Source organism: Caballeronia arvi (genome assembly GCF_001544695.2).
GTDB classification, from domain to species: domain Bacteria; phylum Pseudomonadota; class Gammaproteobacteria; order Burkholderiales; family Burkholderiaceae; genus Caballeronia; species Caballeronia arvi.
The window spans coordinates 44,022-63,762 of the sequence record NZ_FCOM02000021.1; the positions used below are offsets into that span (position 1 = coordinate 44,022).

The 19,741-nt window shown below is 63.1% G+C and carries 14 protein-coding genes; 6 read left to right on the top strand and 8 right to left on the bottom strand.

What is annotated here, in order from left to right; genetic code table 11:
• Positions 1 to 9: 9 nt before the first annotated feature.
• The 4 genes from AWB74_RS22485 to AWB74_RS22500 are packed head-to-tail and all read left to right on the top strand — an operon-like array spanning position 10 to position 4,609.
• On the top strand, positions 10 to 828 hold the full coding sequence (locus AWB74_RS22485; RefSeq protein ID WP_087039147.1) for an amino acid ABC transporter ATP-binding protein: 819 nt from the start codon (positions 10 to 12) through the stop codon (positions 826 to 828).
• Between the two features lie 20 nt (positions 829 to 848).
• A complete protein-coding gene (locus tag AWB74_RS22490; RefSeq protein ID WP_061148935.1) occupies positions 849 to 2,888 on the top strand; it encodes an NADH:flavin oxidoreductase in 2,040 nt (679 codons plus the stop codon).
• Between the two features lie 35 nt (positions 2,889 to 2,923).
• Entirely contained in the window at positions 2,924 to 3,673 is a 750-nt protein-coding gene (locus AWB74_RS22495; RefSeq protein WP_061148936.1) for an electron transfer flavoprotein subunit beta/FixA family protein, read from the top strand.
• A gap of 3 nt (positions 3,674 to 3,676) precedes the next feature.
• Positions 3,677 to 4,609: an electron transfer flavoprotein subunit alpha/FixB family protein gene (locus AWB74_RS22500; protein WP_061148937.1), complete on the top strand. Its 933-nt coding sequence runs from the start codon at positions 3,677 to 3,679 to the stop codon at positions 4,607 to 4,609.
• A gap of 98 nt (positions 4,610 to 4,707) precedes the next feature.
• On the opposite strand, the gene AWB74_RS22505 is transcribed toward AWB74_RS22500, so the two are convergent.
• From AWB74_RS22505 to AWB74_RS22520, 4 genes are all read right to left on the bottom strand, one after another.
• The gene (locus AWB74_RS22505; protein WP_061125326.1) at positions 4,708 to 4,911 is read right to left on the bottom strand and encodes a cold-shock protein; all 204 of its coding nucleotides are present in this window, start codon (positions 4,909 to 4,911) and stop codon (positions 4,708 to 4,710) included.
• A gap of 134 nt (positions 4,912 to 5,045) precedes the next feature.
• Positions 5,046 to 6,062: an aldo/keto reductase gene (locus AWB74_RS22510; RefSeq protein ID WP_061148938.1), complete on the bottom strand. Its 1,017-nt coding sequence runs from the start codon at positions 6,060 to 6,062 to the stop codon at positions 5,046 to 5,048.
• Between the two features lie 36 nt (positions 6,063 to 6,098).
• Entirely contained in the window at positions 6,099 to 7,346 is a 1,248-nt protein-coding gene (locus AWB74_RS22515) for an ABC transporter substrate-binding protein (RefSeq protein WP_087039148.1), read from the bottom strand.
• Between the two features lie 40 nt (positions 7,347 to 7,386).
• Positions 7,387 to 8,631 (bottom strand): DUF1479 domain-containing protein, encoded by a 1,245-nt coding sequence (locus AWB74_RS22520; protein WP_061148972.1) that lies wholly within the window; start codon positions 8,629 to 8,631, stop codon positions 7,387 to 7,389.
• A 93-nt stretch (positions 8,632 to 8,724) separates the two neighbouring features.
• Here AWB74_RS22520 and AWB74_RS22525 point away from each other — a divergent pair, with 93 nt between their 5' ends.
• Positions 8,725 to 9,663, top strand: coding sequence for a helix-turn-helix domain-containing protein (locus AWB74_RS22525; RefSeq protein WP_061148939.1), 939 nt, complete (start codon positions 8,725 to 8,727; stop codon positions 9,661 to 9,663).
• 11 nt (positions 9,664 to 9,674) lie between these two features.
• On the opposite strand, the gene AWB74_RS49025 is transcribed toward AWB74_RS22525, so the two are convergent.
• From AWB74_RS49025 to AWB74_RS22540, 3 genes are all read right to left on the bottom strand, one after another.
• Positions 9,675 to 16,865: a non-ribosomal peptide synthetase gene (locus tag AWB74_RS49025; protein ID WP_061148940.1), complete on the bottom strand. Its 7,191-nt coding sequence runs from the start codon at positions 16,863 to 16,865 to the stop codon at positions 9,675 to 9,677.
• A gap of 218 nt (positions 16,866 to 17,083) precedes the next feature.
• Positions 17,084 to 17,287 carry a hypothetical protein gene (locus tag AWB74_RS22535; RefSeq protein ID WP_061148941.1) on the bottom strand — a complete coding sequence of 68 codons (204 nt, stop codon included), beginning with the start codon at positions 17,285 to 17,287 and terminating at the stop codon, positions 17,084 to 17,086.
• A gap of 57 nt (positions 17,288 to 17,344) precedes the next feature.
• Positions 17,345 to 18,439: a prohibitin family protein gene (locus AWB74_RS22540; protein WP_061148942.1), complete on the bottom strand. Its 1,095-nt coding sequence runs from the start codon at positions 18,437 to 18,439 to the stop codon at positions 17,345 to 17,347.
• A gap of 110 nt (positions 18,440 to 18,549) precedes the next feature.
• Between AWB74_RS22540 and AWB74_RS22545 the strand changes: the two genes are divergently transcribed.
• Positions 18,550 to 19,245 (top strand): class I SAM-dependent methyltransferase, encoded by a 696-nt coding sequence (locus AWB74_RS22545; RefSeq protein WP_061148943.1) that lies wholly within the window; start codon positions 18,550 to 18,552, stop codon positions 19,243 to 19,245.
• A gap of 61 nt (positions 19,246 to 19,306) precedes the next feature.
• On the opposite strand, the gene AWB74_RS22550 is transcribed toward AWB74_RS22545, so the two are convergent.
• Positions 19,307 to 19,684: a DUF6072 family protein gene (locus tag AWB74_RS22550; protein WP_061148944.1), complete on the bottom strand. Its 378-nt coding sequence runs from the start codon at positions 19,682 to 19,684 to the stop codon at positions 19,307 to 19,309.
• Positions 19,685 to 19,741 lie beyond the last annotated feature (57 nt).

Here is a 19,741-nt window from a genome sequence, read left to right on the forward strand (position 1 = left end):
GGAGACAGAATGGCTTTCATCGAAGTGAATCAACTGTCCAAGCGCTATGGCGACATGATGGCGCTCGACAACGTGAGCCTGTCGCTGGAAGAAGGGAAGACTGCCGCGATCATCGGCTCGAGCGGATGCGGAAAATCGACGTTCCTGCGCTGCCTGAATCTGCTCGACGAACCGACGTCCGGCACGATGCGTATCGGCGACGACACGCTGCGCTATGCCAATGGAAAGCTGGTCGCAGGCGAGCAGCAGTCGCTCGCCTTTCGCAAGAAGATGGCGATGGTCTTTCAAAGCTTCGATCTGTTCCCGCACCTGAGCGTGATCAAGAACGTGTCGCTGGCGCCCTCGCTCGTCAACGGCCTGACGAAGGAAGCCGCGATGGAACTCGCGCTTCAGCTTCTCGACCGCATGGGCCTGAAGCACAAGGCCGATGCCTACCCCGGCAAGCTGTCCGGCGGGCAGGCGCAGCGCGTGGCCATCGCACGGGCGCTGGCGATGAATCCGCGCGTGCTGCTGTTCGACGAAGCCACCTCTGCGCTCGATCCCGAACTGGTGGGCGAAGTGCTCGACGTCATGAAAAGCCTCGCCGAAGAGGGCCGCACGATGCTCGTCGTGACACACGAGCTTGCGTTCGCTCATGACGTGGCGGACGTCATTTTCTTTTTCGACAAGGGCCGTGTTGCCGAGAGCGGCAAGCCTCACGAGATGCTGCAAAACCCCAAGACAGAGCGCCTTGCCGCGTTCCTGCAGCGGTATCAGCGCTTCTTCGTCCATGACGGCGCTGCACAACCGCCGCGCGCGCAAGCACCGATCTGCGCCAGTCAATCGTAACCGCCTCGATGGTAACCGCTATGACAAGCTATCAGGCTCTTCTCGAGCCGCTCAAACTGCGCAACCTGACGCTTCGCAATCGCATCGTGAGCACCGCGCATGCGCCCGGCTATGGCGTTCAGTCCGTTCCGACGGATCGCTATCGCCTCTATCACGAAGAAAAGGCCAAAGGTGGCGTGGGCCTGACGATGATCGGCGGCTCGACCGCTGTTTCCCCCGACGCATCGACCGCGTTCGGGCAACTCAGCATGGTCGACGACCGGGTCATTCCGTATGTGAAGACGCTCGTCGAGGGGGTCAAGAGTCACGGTGCCGCAATCTTCTGCCAGATCTCGCACCCAGGCCGGCGCGGCCGGTGGGATACCGGTTCCTGGCTGCCCGCGGTCGGTCCGTCGCATGTGCGTGAACCGGAACACCGGTCCTTTCCGAAGGAAATGGAAGAGTGGGATATCGCACGTATCCTCGACGACTACGAGGCGGCCGCCCGGCGCTGCAAGGCTGCGGGGCTGGACGGCGTGGAACTGCTCTTTGCGGGCGGACAGCTCGTTGGCCAGTTCCTGTCGCCTGCCGTGAATGAGCGCACCGATTCCTATGGCGGCAGTCTGGAGAATCGCCTTCGTTTTCCGCTCGAGGTCATCAAGGCAGTGCGGCGCGGCATGGGCGATAACCTCGTGGTCGGCGTCCGGATGACGTCGGACGAGTTTTTCGCCGGAGGCCTCGACCATGCGCAGTGCATCCAGATCGCGCAGTCACTCGCCGGCAAGGGGGACATCGACTATCTCAGCGTCATGGCGAGCAATGTCTATGACTGGCGGCTGTCGTCGCTTTCCATGCCCAGCATGGACGCGCCGCTTGCTCCTTATCTGAAACTGGCCGGCGATGTCAAAGCTGCCGTCTCGGTCCCGGTCCTGCATGCCGGCCGCATTCTCGACCTGGCCACCGCGGCGCGGGCCGTCGAAGAAGGCGTGCTCGATCTCGTCGGGATGACGCGTGCGCAGATCGCCGATCCCCATATGGTCAGGAAGCTGATCGAGCGACGCGAAGATCAGATCCGCCCCTGCGTCGGCGCGAACTATTGCATCAATCGCCTGTATGCGGGCGGCGAGGCGCTGTGCATTCAGAACGCGGCGACGGGACGCGAAGAAACGATGCCGCATGTCATTGCAAGGGCGGCCGAGCAAAAGCGCGTGGTGGTCGTGGGCGGTGGCCCTGCGGGTCTCGAGGCAGCGCGGGTCTGCGGGGAGCGTGGGCACATCGTCACCCTGATCGAAGCCGAACCCCAGGTGGGCGGCCAGATCAATATCGCGGGAAAAGTCGAATGGCGCAGCGCGCTGACGACGATCCCGCTCTGGCTCGAACAGCAGTGCCGTCGCCTCGAGGTCGACATGTGGCTGGGCTATACCGCCGACGTCGCGATGGTCGAGCGATTTAATCCCGACATCGTGATCGTGGCCACGGGAGGTTATCCCAACGCCGGCGCTATCGAAGGGGACGAGCATGTACTGACCACCTGGGATGTTCTGGGCGGCAGGGTCGAGGTAGGAGAACGCGTGCTCATGTTCGATGACCAGGGCGCTGATTCCGGTATCAGTTGTGCCGAATACCTCTCGGAAAAGGGCACCAAACTCGAAGTTGCCACCCCTGAGCGTCACCTCGGTGTCGAAGTCGGCTCGACGACCTTTCCGATCTACCTGGGCCGTCTGTACGAACGCGGCACGAAAATCTCGCCTGACCGCCGGCTTCTCCGCGTCGAATCGAAGGGCAATCAGCTCCACGCGACGTTGCGAAACGAGTACACACTCGAAGAAGAAACGCGCGAGGTCGATCAGGTGGTCAGCGATCACGGCACCCTTCCGAATGCTGACCTGTACTTCGAGCTCAAGGCTCGCTCGACCAACAATGGCGCCGTCGACTATCACGCGCTGGTGGCAGGCAAGCCGCAAACGATCGAATCGAACCCTGACGGCAAGTACAAGCTCTTCCGTGTGGGCGATGCGATTGCCGGCCGGAACATCCACGCAGCGATGTTCGACAGCCTGCGGCTTTGCAAGGACTTCTGACTCTCCGACTCCCTGATTCCATTACCCCACTTCCGATGAAAATTCTGGTAGCCGTTAAACGCGTGGTCGATTCGAACGTGAAGGTCCGAGTCAAGTCGGACAACACGGCGGTCGACATCGCCAATGTGAAGATGAGCATCAACCCGTTCGACGAGATCGCCGTCGAGGAAGCCGTGCGGCTCAAGGAGACGGGTGTCGCGACGGAGGTCATCGCGGTGTCCTGCGGCGCCGCGCCGTGTCAGGAAGCGCTGCGCACGGCGCTTGCGATCGGCGCGGATCGAGCGATTCTCGTGGAGACGGCGGACGAACTGCAGCCGCTTTCGGTCGCGAAGGTTCTGAAGGCGATCGTCGACAAAGAGCAGCCGCAACTGCTCATGCTCGGCAAGCAGGCGATCGACGACGATTGCAATCAGACCGGGCAGATGCTGGCGGCGCTTGCCGATCTGCCGCAAGCCACGTTCGCCTCGAAGGTGGAATTCCTCGACGGCAAGGTCAGGGTCACGCGGGAAGTCGATGGCGGCCTGGAAACCGTATCGCTGACGCTGCCTGCGGTCGTGACAACCGACTTGCGTCTGAACACGCCGCGCTACGTGACGCTGCCGAACATCATGAAGGCCAAGAAGAAGCGCCTCGATACCGTGTTGCCGGCGGACCTCGGCGTGGTCATCAGGCCGCATCTGAAGACGCTGAAGGTGATTGAGCCGCCCAGGCGCGCCGCCGGGATCAAGGTGCCGGATGTGGCGACCCTCGTGGACAAACTCAAGAACGAAGCCAAGGTGATCTGACATATGACCGCACTCGTCATTGCCGAACACGATAATGCGTCCCTCAAGGGCGCGACCCTGAACACGGTAAGTGCTGCCGCGCAATGCGACGGTGAAGTGCACATTCTGGTAGCGGGACACGACGCGGGCGAAGCGGCCAAGGCTGCCTGCCGGATCGCCGGCGTTGCGAAGGTGCTGCACGCGGACGGTGAGCAGTTTGCGCACGGCCTGGCGGAGAATGTCGCCGCGCAAATCCTTGCGATCGCCGGCGGCTACGGTCACATTCTGTTCCCGGCCACCGCCAGCGGCAAAAACGTCGCGCCGCGGGTGGCGGCGAAGCTCGACGTCGGCCAGATCAGCGACATCACGAAAGTAAACTCTGCCGACATCTTCGAGCGCCCGGTCTATGCGGGCAACGCGATCGCCGTTGTGCAAAGCCTTGACGAAAAAAAGGTGATCACCGTGCGCACGACGGCCTTCGACGCCGCGGCAGCGACGGGCGGTTCGGCGCAGGTCGAATCGATCGCCGCGACCGCGGACAGCGGCAAGAGCACGTTCGAGGGCAACGAGATCGCGAGGAAAGACCGACCGGAACTCACCGACGCGAAGATCGTCGTCTCCGGCGGCCGCGCGTTGGGCTCGGCGGAGAAGTTTCGGGAAGTCATGACGCCGCTGGCCGACAGACTCGGCGCCGCCATCGGCGCCAGCCGCGCGGCAGTGGACGCGGGCTACGCGCCCAACGACCTCCAGGTCGGCCAGACGGGCAAGATCGTCGCGCCTCAGTTGTACGTCGCGGCGGGCATCTCCGGTGCGATCCAGCACCTGGCCGGCATGAAGGACTCCAGGGTGATCGTCGCGATCAACAGCGACCCGGAAGCGCCGATCTTCAGCGTGGCCGACTACGGCCTAGAAGCGGATCTGTTCACTGCCGTGCCGGAACTGATCTCGTCACTGTAGCGTGCCTTCAGATGCGTGGAATGCACCGCGGCGGGCCTTAGCCATCCATGGCAATGGCGCGCCGCAGTGCTTTCCCGCCGCCCGCGGCGCCCGCTGCATCAGGCCGGCTTGATATTGGACGCCTGTTTGCCCTTGGGCCCCATTTTTTCGTCGTAAGTCACCTTCTGCCCTTCCGCGAGCGTTTTGAAGCCATCAGAACGGATTTCAGAGAAGTGCGCGAAAAGATCGTCTCCGCCGGCATCCGGCGTGATGAAGCCGAATCCCTTTGCGTCGTTGAACCACTTGACCGTGCCAGTTGCCATGATGAGCGTTACCTTCGTGAATGGGTGGAGGGCGGCCACGCCTTGCGGCCGCCAACTTCCATATTGGCCTCATGGCATTGTTTCGGCAACTGTCGCGATATCCGCGTCTGGCCGGACGAACGAACGACCGCACCCTATCGAGGCGTCGGTGCGTCGTGACGAATCAGCTCACGGCGTTTCAACTCGGCCCAGAATTGCGCCGGTATCACCGTCCGAAAGGTCTGAAGGTTGTCATCGAGTTGCGCGAGCGTGCGCACGCCCGGAATGTTCGTCGGGATGGCAGGGTGGCCGAGGACGAATTGCAGTGCCGCAGCCTTGAGCGGGACCGCGTATTCCTCGCAGACCTGCTCCATCTTGCGCACGCGCTCCAGAATGTCCGGTGGCGCGGGCGCGTAGTTGTATTTCGCGCCAGGCACCGCGCCCGTGGCGAGAATGCCGCTGTTATAGCCGCCGCCGAGAATGACCGACACCCGTTGCGCGTCGCAGAGCGGCAGAAAACCGTCCAGCGCATCCTGTTCGAGCAGCGTGTAGCGCCCTGCCAGCAGCAGGCAATCGAAGTCCTGCCGGCGAATGGCTTCGTGCGCGACCTGCCATTCGTTGACACCGAGCCCGACCGCCTTCACGACGCCTTCGTCGCGGAGCTTGAGCAACGCCTTCGACGCACCCGCCATCGCGGCCTCGAACATCTCGGGTTGACGCTGACCGTGCGTAAAGACATCGATATCGTGAATCAGCGCAATATCGATGTGCTCCAGGGCCAGGCGCTGCAGACTGTCCTCGATCGAGCGCATCGTGCCGTCGTAGCTGTAGTCGAACACCGTCTCGAACGGCAATCCGTCGACCCACGGCGCAAAGTCGATCTCGGCGCGCCTGCGCGGTCTGAGAATCCGGCCGACTTTGGTGGACAGCACGAACTGATCGCGCGGATACCAGCGCAGGCCCTGTCCGCAGCGTGCTTCGCTCAGACCGTGGCCGTACATCGGCGCGGTATCGAAGTAACGCACGCCCGCATCCCATGCTGCCTTGATGAGCGCAGCCGAATCCTCTTCGCTGATCGGTCTGAAGATGTTGCCGATGGGCGCGGCGCCAAAACCCATCAAGGTCGTTTCTAGCCCGGAACGCGGCCATTTGCGTCTGGCGACTGGATCCATCGTCGTTCTCCTGTTGTGAGTGGAATGGCGGCTCGCTTACCTGACCTTCGCAGCGGCAGCCAGCTTGCGCACGCCCTCTTTCGCGTCCTCGTTCGAGTTCATGAAATTCGTCACGACATCGGTGATTGCGCCGGCTGTCACCGGCGACTGAAGTTCACCGAAGGCCAGCGAAGGAAGGAACCCGCCCGACTTGATCGTCGCCTGCTCGTCTGCCCGCGACTTCTTCGCGCAACTGTCGAACTTGTCCATCGGCACATCCAGCCTCACGGGAATCGAACCCTTGTTGAGACTGAACTGCTCCTGAAACTCGGGCGACATGATCGTCCTGGCCATCGCGAACTGCCCCGGTGTCGCGTCCTTCTTGCCGTTCTGCTGAAAGAACACGAAGGCGTCCGCCGTGTACGTGTAGGCATTCGACGTGCCGGGCGCGGGCGCGCAGATGAAGTCGGCATCCGCCTTCTTGTTCGCGTTGGCGAACTCCCCCTTCGCCCAGTCGCCCATGAACTGCATGCCGCCCGAGCCGGAAATCACCATCGCGGTGGCGAGGTTCCAGTCGCGGCCGTGATAGGCCTTGTCGAAGTAAGTGCGGATTTTTTGCACGGTCTCGAAGACCTGCACCATCTGCGGCGACGTCAGCGCCTTCTGATCGAGATCGACGAGCGCCTTGCGATAGAAGTCCGTGCCCTGCGACAACACCACCGTCTCCCAGATCGTCATGTCCTGCCAAGGCTGACCGCCGTGCGCGACGGGCGTGATGCCCGCTGCGCGAAACTTGTCGGCGAGCGCGAAGAATTCCGGCCACGTCGTGGGCGGCGCACCGCCGACCTTGTCGAGGTCCGCCTTGTTGATCCACAGCCAGTTGATCCGATGCACCGAGAAAGGCGCCGCGACGTAGTGACCGCCCGACTTCATCGCACTGTCGATTTGCGCGGGCATGTGGCTTTTCCAGTCCGGCGCGGCCTGATCGATCGTGACCAGCACGCCCTGATCCGCCCAGTCCCGAATCAACGGGCCCTTGATCTGCGCCGCCGACGGCGCGTTGCCGGAAATCACCTGCGTCTTGAGCGCCGTCATCGCCGCCGTTCCCGATCCGCCTGCGACAGCGAAGTCTTTCCATTGATAGCCCTCCTTGCTCATGTCGTCCTTGAGCACCCGGATGGCTTTCGATTCGCCGCCGGACGTCCACCAGTGCAGGACCGATAGCTGTTCGGCGGCCCATGCCGCATGCGTGCCGGCGATGAACAGCGCGACGGCCGCTGCCGCCGACGTCAGTGTGTGTTTCATTGCTGTCTCCGATTTTTTATTTGTGGGTGAAACGTCCCGACTACAGGTCGAGCCCGAGTTGAGTCCGGCCGAGCGGCGTCAGATCGTCGACCGTGGCCCGGCCGGTGAAATCGGTTTCGAAATGATCCGCCGGGAAGTCGGGCGGGCTTTCGCCTTTCAGGAAGCTCGGTAATTGACGCTTCAGATATGCATCGTTTTTGGCGCACGCGGGCGCCGAGGCGATGTACATCACGTTGCTGTAGCCCGCACCCTTGTGCTCGTCTTCGACCGCGTGGATGACGTCGCTGTGCCAGAAGACGGTATCGCCCGCCGCCATCTTCGGGATGGACGACAACGCTTCGAACAGCGGCGCATGAAATTCCGGCTTGATGGAGAGCGCGCGTCCGGGCATGGCGCCACACAGGTCGTCGTCGGCGACATCGTCCTGAAGGGCGCGCAGCAGGATGTACACCATCGAATTGGCGATGGGCACGAGTTGCAGCGTGCCGTCGCCTGGGCCTTGCGGCGTCAGTGCGGTCCAGCCCTGAAACGTGCGGAACATCGAGCAGACGGCAGGCGATGCGATCTCGTCCACATCGGGGCGGAACGCGGCGTCGAACGCATCGTATTCGCGCCAGTTGCCGGAGAACACATGGCGATACACCTTGCGGAAATTGCTTTCGATCCAGCGTTCGACGGAACCGCCATCGCAATGCGCCGAAAGGCCGAGCGACGCCGAGCCGGGTGGCCGGCGACGCAGACGGTCGGCATAGACGGGCACGCTTTCCGGGTCGAAGTGGACGCGTCCTTCGCTTTCGTTGCGCCAGAGCTGGTTGAGAAAGACGCGCGCGGCGGTCAGCGACTCGGACTGGCGCGCCAGCACTTGCGGCTTCGACCAGTACACGCCATAGATCTGCGGCTTGCTCGACGCCAGTTGCCCGAAGTATTTGTCTTCGGCGCGGTTCTCGAGACGCTTGTCGAGATGATTCCGCTCGACGTAGTCCGCGATCTCGTCGTCCCAGTTGCGCACCTGCTCGCGAGGAAAGACATTGCGAATCACGCATGCGCCGCGCGATTTGACGAGCGCGATCTCGTCGGCGCTGACGCGTCCTTCGGCGATGTCGGCAAACCGGATTTCGGGAATGACGTCCTCTCCCCGATCGCGCTGCGCGGCGATTCGCTTCGCTTCCTGGCCGATCGCTTTTTCGACCTCGGCGAAGACTTCGCGGTAATTCGGCAGCGCGGCGCGCAGTTCCTTTTTCGCCTGTCGGATCGCGCTCGGCAAGTCGTCGATTTTCAACGCCATGATCGTCTCCATGTGAATTTCTGTGCGAAAAGGATATGACGCCCGCACGGCCGGCGGTGATACTATTCAGGCAATTCATTTGCGCTTTCGGCCATGAAACCAGCGTACGAACATGTCGAGTTCGGCGAGGACTGTTCGGTCCGGGTTTACCATCGGCGGCTTTCGCGTATTCCGTTCGAATGGCACCACCATCCGGAGTACGAGTTGACGCTGACGATGAACAGCCACGGCAAGCGCTACATCGGCGACTCGGTCAGCGACTATCAGGCCGAGGATCTCGTGCTCGTGCCGCCGGATCTGCCGCATACGTGGTCATCGAACCGGTCGATCGATGCCTCGTTGCCGCAAGTCGCCATCGTCATCTGGTTCGACGGCGAGTGGGCGCGACGCATGGCGGACTGCTGCCGCGAATACGAGCCGATCCGCAAGCTCCTGCGCCGTGCCGCGTGCGGACTGGCTTTCGAGCCGCCTGCCGGAGAATGGATGCGCGGCCGCCTGGAGCCCTTGCTCTCGAACGCGCCACGCGAACGCCTGAGCGCGGCGCTCGACATTCTGTGCATGCTCGGCGACGCGCCGGGCCATCCGCTCGCCTCGCCGAGCGCCTTCAACGAAACGAACGCAGGCCCGTCCGGTCACGAGCCCGAGCGGATCAACCGTGTCCTGTCGATGATCGATGCCCGCTTTGCCGAACCGCTGCGGATTTCGGAGCTCTGTGCAGCGGCCAGCCTGTCGGAACGCACGCTCACGCGTTACTTCGTGCAGCATATCGGTGAGAGCGTCGGACGCTATATCGCCCGGGTTCGGATCGGGCATGCGTGCCGGATGCTGGGCGACACGTCGCTGCCCGTTTCCGTCATCGCCGCGCGCTCGGGTTTTGCGAATGTCGCCAATTTCAACCGGCAGTTCAAGGCAGCGAAGCAGGCGACGCCGGCCGAATATCGGCGGCAGTTCCGGGCTGCGGGCAGCGCGGACAAGGACACGGCGGCGAGCCTGACCGAGCGGCCTCCGTCGTTGCAGCAGAAGCGGAAATAGCCGCGTCGACGTCAACGCCCCGCGCGCGTGACGAACGGCTCGGCGGGTTCCTTCGCCTCGTGCGACGCTTCGCCGGAACCCAGATGCTTGCTGACGACGTCCACGACCCGTTCAGGCCGCGTGCCGATGAAGTAGTGCTGCCCCTCCGACAACACTTCCAGCGCGGTCCGATCCGCCAGCGCGGACCATGCGCGAAACCGCAACGCGTAACCGCGCGTCAGGGAATCGTCCTGACTGACGATGCAGAGCAACGGCGCAGCGATCTTGCCGTCGCGCCGCCGTTTCTCATACTCGAAAGTCAACCGGGCATCCCTGCGGAAATTGCCCATCATGAAAGCGATGACCTCCGGGTCCACGTCGTCGGTCGGGCCGCCCCAGCGTCGAATCATCGCGTGCAGCTTGCTGTCGCTGGTGAAGCGCCACGGCGAGGGCATCGGCAGCATGCGCAGAAGCCGTGGCAGCGGAAACGCCGCCGCAACGATAAGAAGCGCGACGTTCCGCCCGCGGCGTTCGATCTGCCGCACCAGTTCGAACGCCAAGAAACTGCCGACGCAATGGCCGTACACGGCAATCTCGCCGGTGTTCGTGGCGATGAGTTCGTCGGCGCACGCTTGCGCCATCTGCTCTACCGATACGTAATCCCGCGGATCGCTGCCGAGCTCGTTGCCCGGCAGCGCGATCGCGCGTACCGCGAGCGTCGGATCACGCGCGCACAGGGCATCGGCGAAAGGCCGGAACACCGTTGCGGAAGCGCCCGCATACGGCGCGCATACGACGGTCAGACGCGTCGGCGCTGCACCGCGCGCGATCAACGGCACCAGTGCGTGCGCTGCATCCGTATCGCGCGCGAGCAAGGCGGCGACGCCCGCGACCGTCGGCCGGCGATAGAAATCGAGCTGGGCGATGTGCTTGTCGAACACGCCGGCGACACGCGCCAACGATGCGATCACCTTCAGCGAATGACCGCCGAGCGCGAAGAAATCATCGTGACGTCCCACGCGCTCCACGCCAAGAAGCTCCTGCCAGATTCGCGCGATCGCGGTTTCGGCCTCGCCTTGCGGCGCTTCGTAGGCCTTCGTCACCACCGACGAGCGATCCGGCGCGGGCAGCGCGCGACGGTCCAGCTTGCCGTTCTGCGTCAGCGGCAACGACTCCAGGTTCACGAATGCACTCGGCACCATGTAGTCCGCCAACACCATCGACAGTTGCGCACGCAAATGCGCCGCCGATAACACGGCTCCGTCATGGCCGACCACATAGCCGACCAATCGTTGGTCATCCGAAGCATCTTTGCGGACGATCACCACGGCCTCGCGCACGCCCTTGCATCCGAGCAGCTTCGCTTCGATCTCGCCCAGCTCGATCCGGAACCCGCGGATTTTCACCTGATCGTCGTTACGTCCGGCGTATTCGAGCGTACCGTCGGCGAGCCAGCGGCCGAGGTCGCCAGTCTTGTACATCCGCGCCTGCGGATCGCTGCTGAACCGGTCCTTCACGAACCGCTGTGCGCTGAGTTCCGGTCGGTTGAGATAGCCGCGCGCCACGCCCGCGCCACCGACATACATCTCGCCGGTCACGCCCACGGGTGCGGGCTGGCCGTGAACGTCCAGCACATACACGCGCAAATCCGGAATCCGTCCGCCGATCGGGCTGCGGCCCGCGCGCTGCGCATCCTCTGCGCTCAACGCGCGATAGGTCACGTGCACCGTGGTTTCCGTGATCCCATACATGTTCACCAGTTGCGTCGCCTTGTTCTCTTCGCGGGCATACCACGGCAGCAGGATCGCCGGTTCCAGCGCTTCGCCGCCGAAGACGACCTGGCGCAGCCGATGCGACCGGCCGCTTTCGCCTTGCGCCGCGATCAGTTGACGGAAAGCGCTGGGCGTCTGGTTCAGGATCGTCACGCCCTCGTCGCATAGCAGGCGATAGAAGTCCTGCGGCGAGCGGCTCACCGGCTTCGGCACCACGACCAGACGGCCGCCGTACAGCAGCGCGCCCCAGATCTCCCACACCGAGAAATCGAACGCGAACGAATGGAACAGGGTCCAGACATCCTTCGCGCTGAAATCGAACCAGTGAGCCGTGGCAGTGAAAAGCCGCACCACATTGCGATGCTCGATCATCACGCCCTTGGGCTGGCCCGTCGATCCGGAGGTGTAGATCACGTAGGCCAGGCGCTGCGGGTTCAGATCGGCCACGACCGGGTTGTGAACCGGTTGCGCTTCGAACGCGCGAGCGTCCAGTTCGATGACCGGCGCCGACGCATCGCCCAGCACTGCGCGCGTGCCCGACTGCGCGAGCACGGCGACCGGCGCGCTGTCCTCCAGCATGTAGGCGAGCCGTTCGACGGGATAGCCCGGATCGAGCGGCACATAGCCCGCGCCCGACTTGAGTATCCCGAGCACGCCGGTCACCATCTCGATGCCACGTTCCACGCAGATCGCGACGCGATCGTCCGGCTTCACGCCCTCGGCGATCAGGCGATGCGCCAGTTGATTCGCGCGCGCGTTCAATTCTCCGTACGTCACGCGCTCGGCTTCGTACACCACGGCGACGGCCTCCGGCGACTTCGCGGCCTGTGCCTCGAACATCGCCATCACCGTGGTTGCCGGCGTGCCCGTCGTCGTGTCGTTCCATTCGACCAGCAATCGTTCGCGCTCGGCGGTCGGCAGCATATCGAGTTCCCGTACGAGACGCGATGGCTCTTGCGCGAGCGCATCGGCGAGCGCGTCGAGCGTGCGGTTCATGTAGCCGGCGACACGCGACGCATCGATACGCGTATCGGCCTGCATGACGAGCTCGAAGCCGTCGCCGATGTCGTTCACGGAGAGCACCAGCGGATAGCTCGTGCGCTCGTCGCCGTGCAGCACGACCACGCCGCTTTCGGCGGCATGCGCATCGCTGGCCGCTTCGGACGCACGGCCATGCCGGTAGTTCAGCAGCGCGCTGAAGAGCGGCAAGGGCGCCGCCACGCCGCTGCATCGCTGCGCCAGCGCCAGTGACGCATGTTCGTGATGCAGCAGCGTCGACAGCGCCGCATGCGTGTCCCGCACGGCATCGCTGACGCTCACATCGCGCAGATCGATACGGATCGGCAGCGTATTGATGAACAGGCCGAGCACGCGGTCCGCGCCCATGCCGCCCTGCATGCGGCCGAGCAGCACCGTGCCGAACACCACGTCCTCCCGGCCCGACACGCGCCCCAGCACATGCGCCCACGCGAGATGGAACAGGCTCGCCACGCTCACACCGAGCTTGCGCGCCGCCTCGCGCAACTGCCGGCTCGACCCGGGCGCAAGGCTCGTCCTGAACTCGGCGATGCCCGCGCCATCGCCTTGCACGTCGCTCAGGCCATAAGGCAGCGTGGGTTCGTCCACGTCGCCGAGCACTTCGCGGAAGTAGGCCGCATGTTCGCCCTGGCTGATGCCGAGCCGCGCCTGCGCCACGAAATTGCGGTACGGAAGCGGCGTAGGAAGGCGCTGCGCCTCGCCGCGCAAAATCGTTTCGATTTCCTCGAGCATCAGTTCGAGGCCCGTGAAGTCCATCACCATGTGATGACCGAGGAGCTGCATGAGCCAGCGGCCGTTGGGCGCGTCGCGAGCCACGATCATCCGCATGATCGGCGCCCGCCGCACGTCCAGCCGATGACGCCGCGAGTCGAAACGCCGGGCCAGTTGCGCCTCGATTTCGCCCTCCTGCGGCGACAGCGTGACTTCCTCGACGATCAGCCGCGCCTCGCGCCACACCACCTGCACCGGCTCGGGCAGGCCTTCCCAGAGCATGGCGGTGCGCAGAATGTCGTGGCGCGCGATCACCGTTTGCAAGGCGTCGACAAAGCGGTCGACCGGCATCCGCTCGGGCATGGCGAGCATCATGCTTTGCAGATACGGATCGCCCTCGCCGCCCGCCATATGGTGAAAGAGCATCCCTTCGTGCAGCGGGGCAAGTGGATAGATATCCTGAACATTGCGCGCCCCGCCTTCGACTTGCGCCACCACAGCGGCGATGTGCGTCTCGGTGAGCGTCACGAGCGGCAGCATGTCGGGCGTGATCGCTTCGCATCCGGCGGGAATGCCGTTCGGCGGCACTGCCACCGTGCTGCGCGCGCTTTGTACCGCGGCCGCCAGCGCCGCGACGCTCGGCTGGCTGAACAACACGCGCACATCGGCCTGCACGCCTGCTTCGCGCATCCGTTCGATCAGCGTCACCGCCAGCAGCGAATGGCCGCCCAGCTCGAAGAAGTTGTCCTGCCTGCCGATGCGCTCGCGGCCCAGCACGTCGGCCCAGATCGCGGCGATGCGCGTTTCCGTTTCGTCCACCGGCGCTTCATAGTCGCGGCGGATGAACGCGCTGTCGTCCGGCGCCGGCAGCGCGCGCCGGTCCAGCTTGCCGTTCGGCGTGAGCGGCAGCGCCTTGAGCATCACGTAGGCCGCCGGGACCATGTACTCCGGCAGCCCTTGCAGCATATGCGCGCGCAAGGACTGGCCCTGCGGCGCATCCTTCCCTGCGTCCGGCGTGTAATAGGCCACCAGTTGCCTGTCGCCGCCGCTGCCCTCGCGTGCCAGCACCACCGCCTCGCGGACGCCCTCATGCGCCGCCAGCCGCGCCTCGATCTCGCCGAGTTCGATGCGATAACCCCGGATCTTGACCTGATGATCGTTGCGGCCGAGGAACTCCAGATTGCCGTCGGGCAGCCAGCGGGCAAGATCGCCCGTGCGGTACATGCGCGCGCCGGGGGCGTCGCTGAAGGGATCGTCGAGGAAGCGTTCCGCGGTCAGCTCCGCGCGGTTCAGATAGCCGCGCGCGACGCCCGCACCGCCGATATGCACTTCTCCGACGGCGCCGGGAGGCATCGGCTGGCCGTGCGCGTCGAGCAGGTAGATTTTCGTGTTGGCGAGCGGCCGGCCGATCGGCACGTGATCGCCGGCGAATCCGTGCGGCCTGCGCCATGCCGTTGCGCAGACTGTGGTTTCGGTCGGGCCATAGGCATTGAAGAGCTCGACATCGGATTGCACTGCGCGCATCAGCGACACGCCCGGCGACTCGCCACCGACGACCAGCACCCTGAGGCTCGCCAGTTGCGCGAGCGACTTCTGTCCCTGCAGCAGCGCCGGCGCAAGTTGCGCATGTGTGATGGCGTGCCGGCGCATATATTCCAGCAGCGACGTGGCCGCGAGGCAGTCGTCACGCACCGGAAGATAGAGCGCGGCGCCCGCGGCCAGCGTCATGAATAGGTCGGCGACGCTGACATCGAAGCCGGGTGAAACGAACTGAATGACGCGACTGTCCGGGTCCACGCCATAGAGCCCGATCTGCGCCACGGCAAGATTGACGATGTTGCGATGCTCGACCATGACGCCCTTGGGCGTGCCCGTCGATCCGGATGTGTAGATCACATAGGCGAGGTTGCGAGGGCCGAGGCCCGGCACATGCGGATCGTGATCGATCAGCGTGTCGTCGAAGAATGCGGGATCGACGACGCGAAGATCGCCGGTGTGACCTAGCGCTTCGCGTCCGGCGGCATCGGCGATGAGCAGCGCGGGCGCTGCGTCGCGGAGCATGTGCGCGAGCCGCTCGCCGGGATAAGCCGGATCGAGCGGCACGTAAGCAGCGCCCGCCTTGAGAATGGCCAGCACCGCGACCACCAGTTCCGGGCGACGTTCCATGCATAGCGCCACGCGCGCTTCGACACCGACGCCCGATGCAATCAACTGATGCGCGAGGCGGTTGGCGCGTGCATTGAATTGCGCGTAAGTGAGGGACTGGTCTTTGAAAACGAGGGCGATCGCGTCGGGCGTGCGCGCGGCCTGCTGTTCGCACAACTGGTGCACGCATTGTGCGTCGGGGAAAGAAGCAGCCGTGTCGTTCCATGTATCCAGCAGCGCGCGCTCACCGTGCAACAGCAGTGCAAGCGCATGCAATGGCCCGTCAGGCTGCGCAATCGCCTGCTCCAGAAACTGCGTGAACCGTCGTAAATGCGTCGACACCGCTTCGGCGCTATAGAGCGCCGCGCTGGCATCGAATACGAGCTTGATCCCGGCTTTCTCGCCTTCGTCGTGCACGTGCAATGACAAATCGTCGGGCGTGACCGAAAACGTGCGATTCGACGCCACCTGACAGTCCGTGAAGGCGATTGCGCTATTGAAGCCGGGCATCATGTTCACGATCGGCCCGAACAATCGCTGACCTATTTCCAGGCGTTCCAGATCGCGCCGGATATCCTTGATCCGATAACGCTGGTGACGCAATACGCGCAGCGTCTGAGTGGAAACCTGTTTGGCCAGGTCGATCATGCTCGATCGCGGATCGACAGGAATCCGCAGCGGCAGAACATTGGAGGTCATGCCGGGCACGTTCTTCGCTATCCTTCCGACCCGCGCAGTGACGGGCATGCCCAGAATCACTTCATCCGGTTGACCGCTGACGCGCGCCAGAAAAGCCACCATCGTAGCCGTGATGAATTGCGACCACGAGGTGCCGTTCTGTTGCGCGATCTGACGCAGAGAAGCCACCGTTTCCGGCGATAGGCGAGCCGCGGCCTTGACCGTCCTCGCTTCGGGCGATGCGTTCTGCACGTCGCCGGCGAGAATGGGCGGCTCGGCGCAATCCGCCAGATACCCGCTCCAGAATTCCCGGTCCTTCTGAAAAGCGCTGGATGCGCGATACGCTTCGTCGTCTGCGAACAAATCGGTCAACCGGCTCCAGTTACTTGGACCGGGTTCCGACCCGCCTTTCAACGCTGAATAAACTTCCGCGAGTCGCTCGATGAAAAGCAGAAAGGAATAGCCGTCGAATATGAGGTGATGAAACCGTTCGAATAAAAAGAACCGCGCCGGAGCCGTTCGCAGAAGCGTAATGTTGAATAAGGGCCACTGATTGAGATCGATCGCGGTAGCGAGTTCACCTTTGACGAAATCTTCGACCGACTGGAGCGGATCAGCGACGTCGCTAAGATCGATCACGGGAAGCCTGAAATCGACCGTCTCCAATACCTGATACGGCAATCCCTCCGTGCCGCGCAGCCGGACCTGCACGGCATCGGCCTCTCCGATGATCCGCCGCAAAGCCGTCTCCAGCAGTTCGATATCGAGTGGCCCAATGATTTCGGTCAGTTGCGACAGGTTGAAGCGGGGGTCCTTCAAATCGACTTGCTGCCGAAAGAAGATGCCTAACTGGGCGGGCGTGAGGGGAAGTCTGAGCATGGCTTTTACTCGATGAGAAGTATCGACCGGGTGGCGAAACAGACGTTCTTTTAATGAAATACTGCGTGCGAGGGTTATCCAATGGATTCAACCCAGAATAGTGCACTTTCGTGACTTTTTCGGGCCAGGCGCGCGGTTGCAGCATTCGCTGCGGTGTCGAATGGATTCCTAACTATCCATCGCCAGCGATATGCTCTCTTATTCACTCATAGATTTCGCTAGAGCTTCTGCCTGTCTCCCCGATAGACGATTTCGACGTTCTCCGGAGACGGCGTCAGCAACAGCAGCCCCACAAACACGATGATCGGCGTCAGGAACAGGCTCAGAAGGAAACTGCCGAGATAGCCGATATGCGTGCGCCGGCCGCGATAAGCGACAAGCAAACAAAGCACGATATAGACGAAGGTAGGAATGGCTATCATGACAAGCTCCCTTGATCGTCGCTGCAAAGCATCGGCAGCGCGATACCACACCATGAATCAGGGCTTCTTCGCGTCCGGCTGCGCAGCCTGAGTCGACGTCCTGTCGCTGCTCGCGCCGCTGGCGCCAACAGCGCTTGCGGCGCCGGACATGCCCTCGTCGCCCGCCTTCGGGAAAAGCTTCGGAAGATTGCGAAATGGCGGCAGCCGGTTGGACTGAGGATCGATCACCGCGGGCGGCGGAAGATCCGGCTGCTTCGCGATATCGCTTCCGAGAATCAACGGAAGCTGTTCTTTTCCGCTCCCGACCACGACGATCTTCGAGTTATTGGATCGGGATAACTCGACGGTCGCTTCTATGCCGCGCCATGTCAAAAGCTGCGGTGTCAACGCATTGGCCACAATGGCATAGAAAGTCTGAATGCCGATAGCTTCGATTCGCTTGCGCTCCGCTTCGTCTTTCGCCTGCTCGATGAGGAATTGATACGCCAGCGCGTTTTGCTCTTCCGTCAGTTTCCGGTTGATCGAGTCGTTCAGCGTAGCGGGCAGGTCGAGATCACGCACGACGACGCGCTCGAAAATAATGAGCCCGTGTGCAGAGGGCGATCGGCGCATCTTGTCGAGTATGCGCCCTTCGAGATCTTCCACGTTGATGCGATACAGATCATGTGGATCGGATTTGCCGATGATATCGCGCACGGCGCCGAGCGAAATCGGACGCACGACCCGGTCGACGTATTCATAACCCACCTCTTGATGCAGCCGGCCCGCGCTATCGGCCACCGGACGATAGAGCACGGAAATCTGTACCTGAACGCTCAGGCCATCTGTAGCGAGTGCGTGAACGCTTTCGTTGAGCGTCTTGGTTCTGACTTCGTAGGTATAGATCCGATCGAATGGCCATTTGATGTTGAGGCCTTCGTGATAGACGAATTGCGTTTCGGTGCCGTGTCTCAGCAAGCGATAGAGCACGCCGACATGGCCGGCCGGAATGATGATGAAAACAAAGGGGATGAGTGCGAGAACGATTACGCCGACGATCAGCGACACCGCGATGAATCTTTCGCTACGGCTCATCCGGTACCGGACGTGTCTCACCACGCGGCGTTTCGGATGCTCGGAAGGCTCGCCATCGATGGGATCCACTGTGCTCATCTGGCATCAACTCTTGCGGAGAACGATGAATTCCAAAGAGATTTCCACGCCGAAATATGTCTCCGCATAGTAACATCAAGCGCACGACCGGACGACATGAGCATAGAGAAATGCTGGCTACCGCATCCGTTCCCATCCCTCTCGTCGATGCCGCCGCAACGCCCGCACAACTGCGGCGCTTCTTCTCCGCGGCGTATTGCGACACACCGGCGCCGTTGCGCTGGCTCAGCGCCATTCGTCCTTACGTCTGTCCCTACGACAAGCTGCTTCAGTTCATCCCCGATGGCGGAGATGCGCTCGATGTCGGCTGCGGCGCGGGTTCCCTGCTTGCGCTTCTTGCCGCGACGAAGAAGATCCGCCGCGGCGTGGGCTGCGATGTCGCCGAACCGCCGCTCGCATCGGCGCGTGCGGCGGCGCGGCGTCTCGGCGCGGAAGACGTGCTGAGCTTCCAGCATGTCCGGTCCATCGCGCAAGCGCCCGAAGGCCCGTTCGACATCGTCGCGATGGTGGACGTGCTGCATCACGTTGCTCCGCGCGAGCGCGCCGACGTGTTCGCTGCCGCGGCGCGACGCGTCGGGCCGGGCGGCGTTTTCATCTACAAGGATATGACCGCGCGGCCGGGCGGACGACGCCTGGCGCATAACATCGACGACTATGTGTTCACGCGTGAATGGGTGCAGCAGGTGCCCGAAGGCGCGGTCGAAGCATGGGCCATCGATCAACGTCTCGCACTCGTGCATGGGGAATTCATACCGCGTCTGATCTACGGACACGAGCTTCGCGTGTTTCGAAGACTCGATGGCTGAAAACGGGACGCGCGTTCGTTACGAACGCGCGCCAGTGTGCGAGCTATCGCGCGTATCTGGACTACTCTGCGTCCGTAGTTACGATCGGGCTTTCAGCCTTGCGGGTCTTCCTGGCTTCCCGGGTGTCCTTCGCCTTTGAAACCAGATCGCCGACGTGATCCCACAAGTACTTGTCAGTGACCGATTTCGAATAGGAATCGGCCGCCGCGAGCAAGAGCCCTGCGGGTCCAAACAGCATCTTGATGCCGATTCCCGCGGCGACGTGCGCGGCGCCATTGACGACCTTCCCGTCCATCAACAGGCTTGCGCCAGGAACGAAAGCTTCTCCCACGAGCTTGACGCCATTGGTCACGGGACTGCGGCTGCTGACCACGGTGCCCTGTCTGCTTTCGACCGTTTCCGTCTGAGGAGTTGAAGCGACTGCGAGGTTGTCCTTCATGTCTTTGCCCCCAAGGGAACTTAATTGACAACTTCAACAAGACTAGAACAATATACG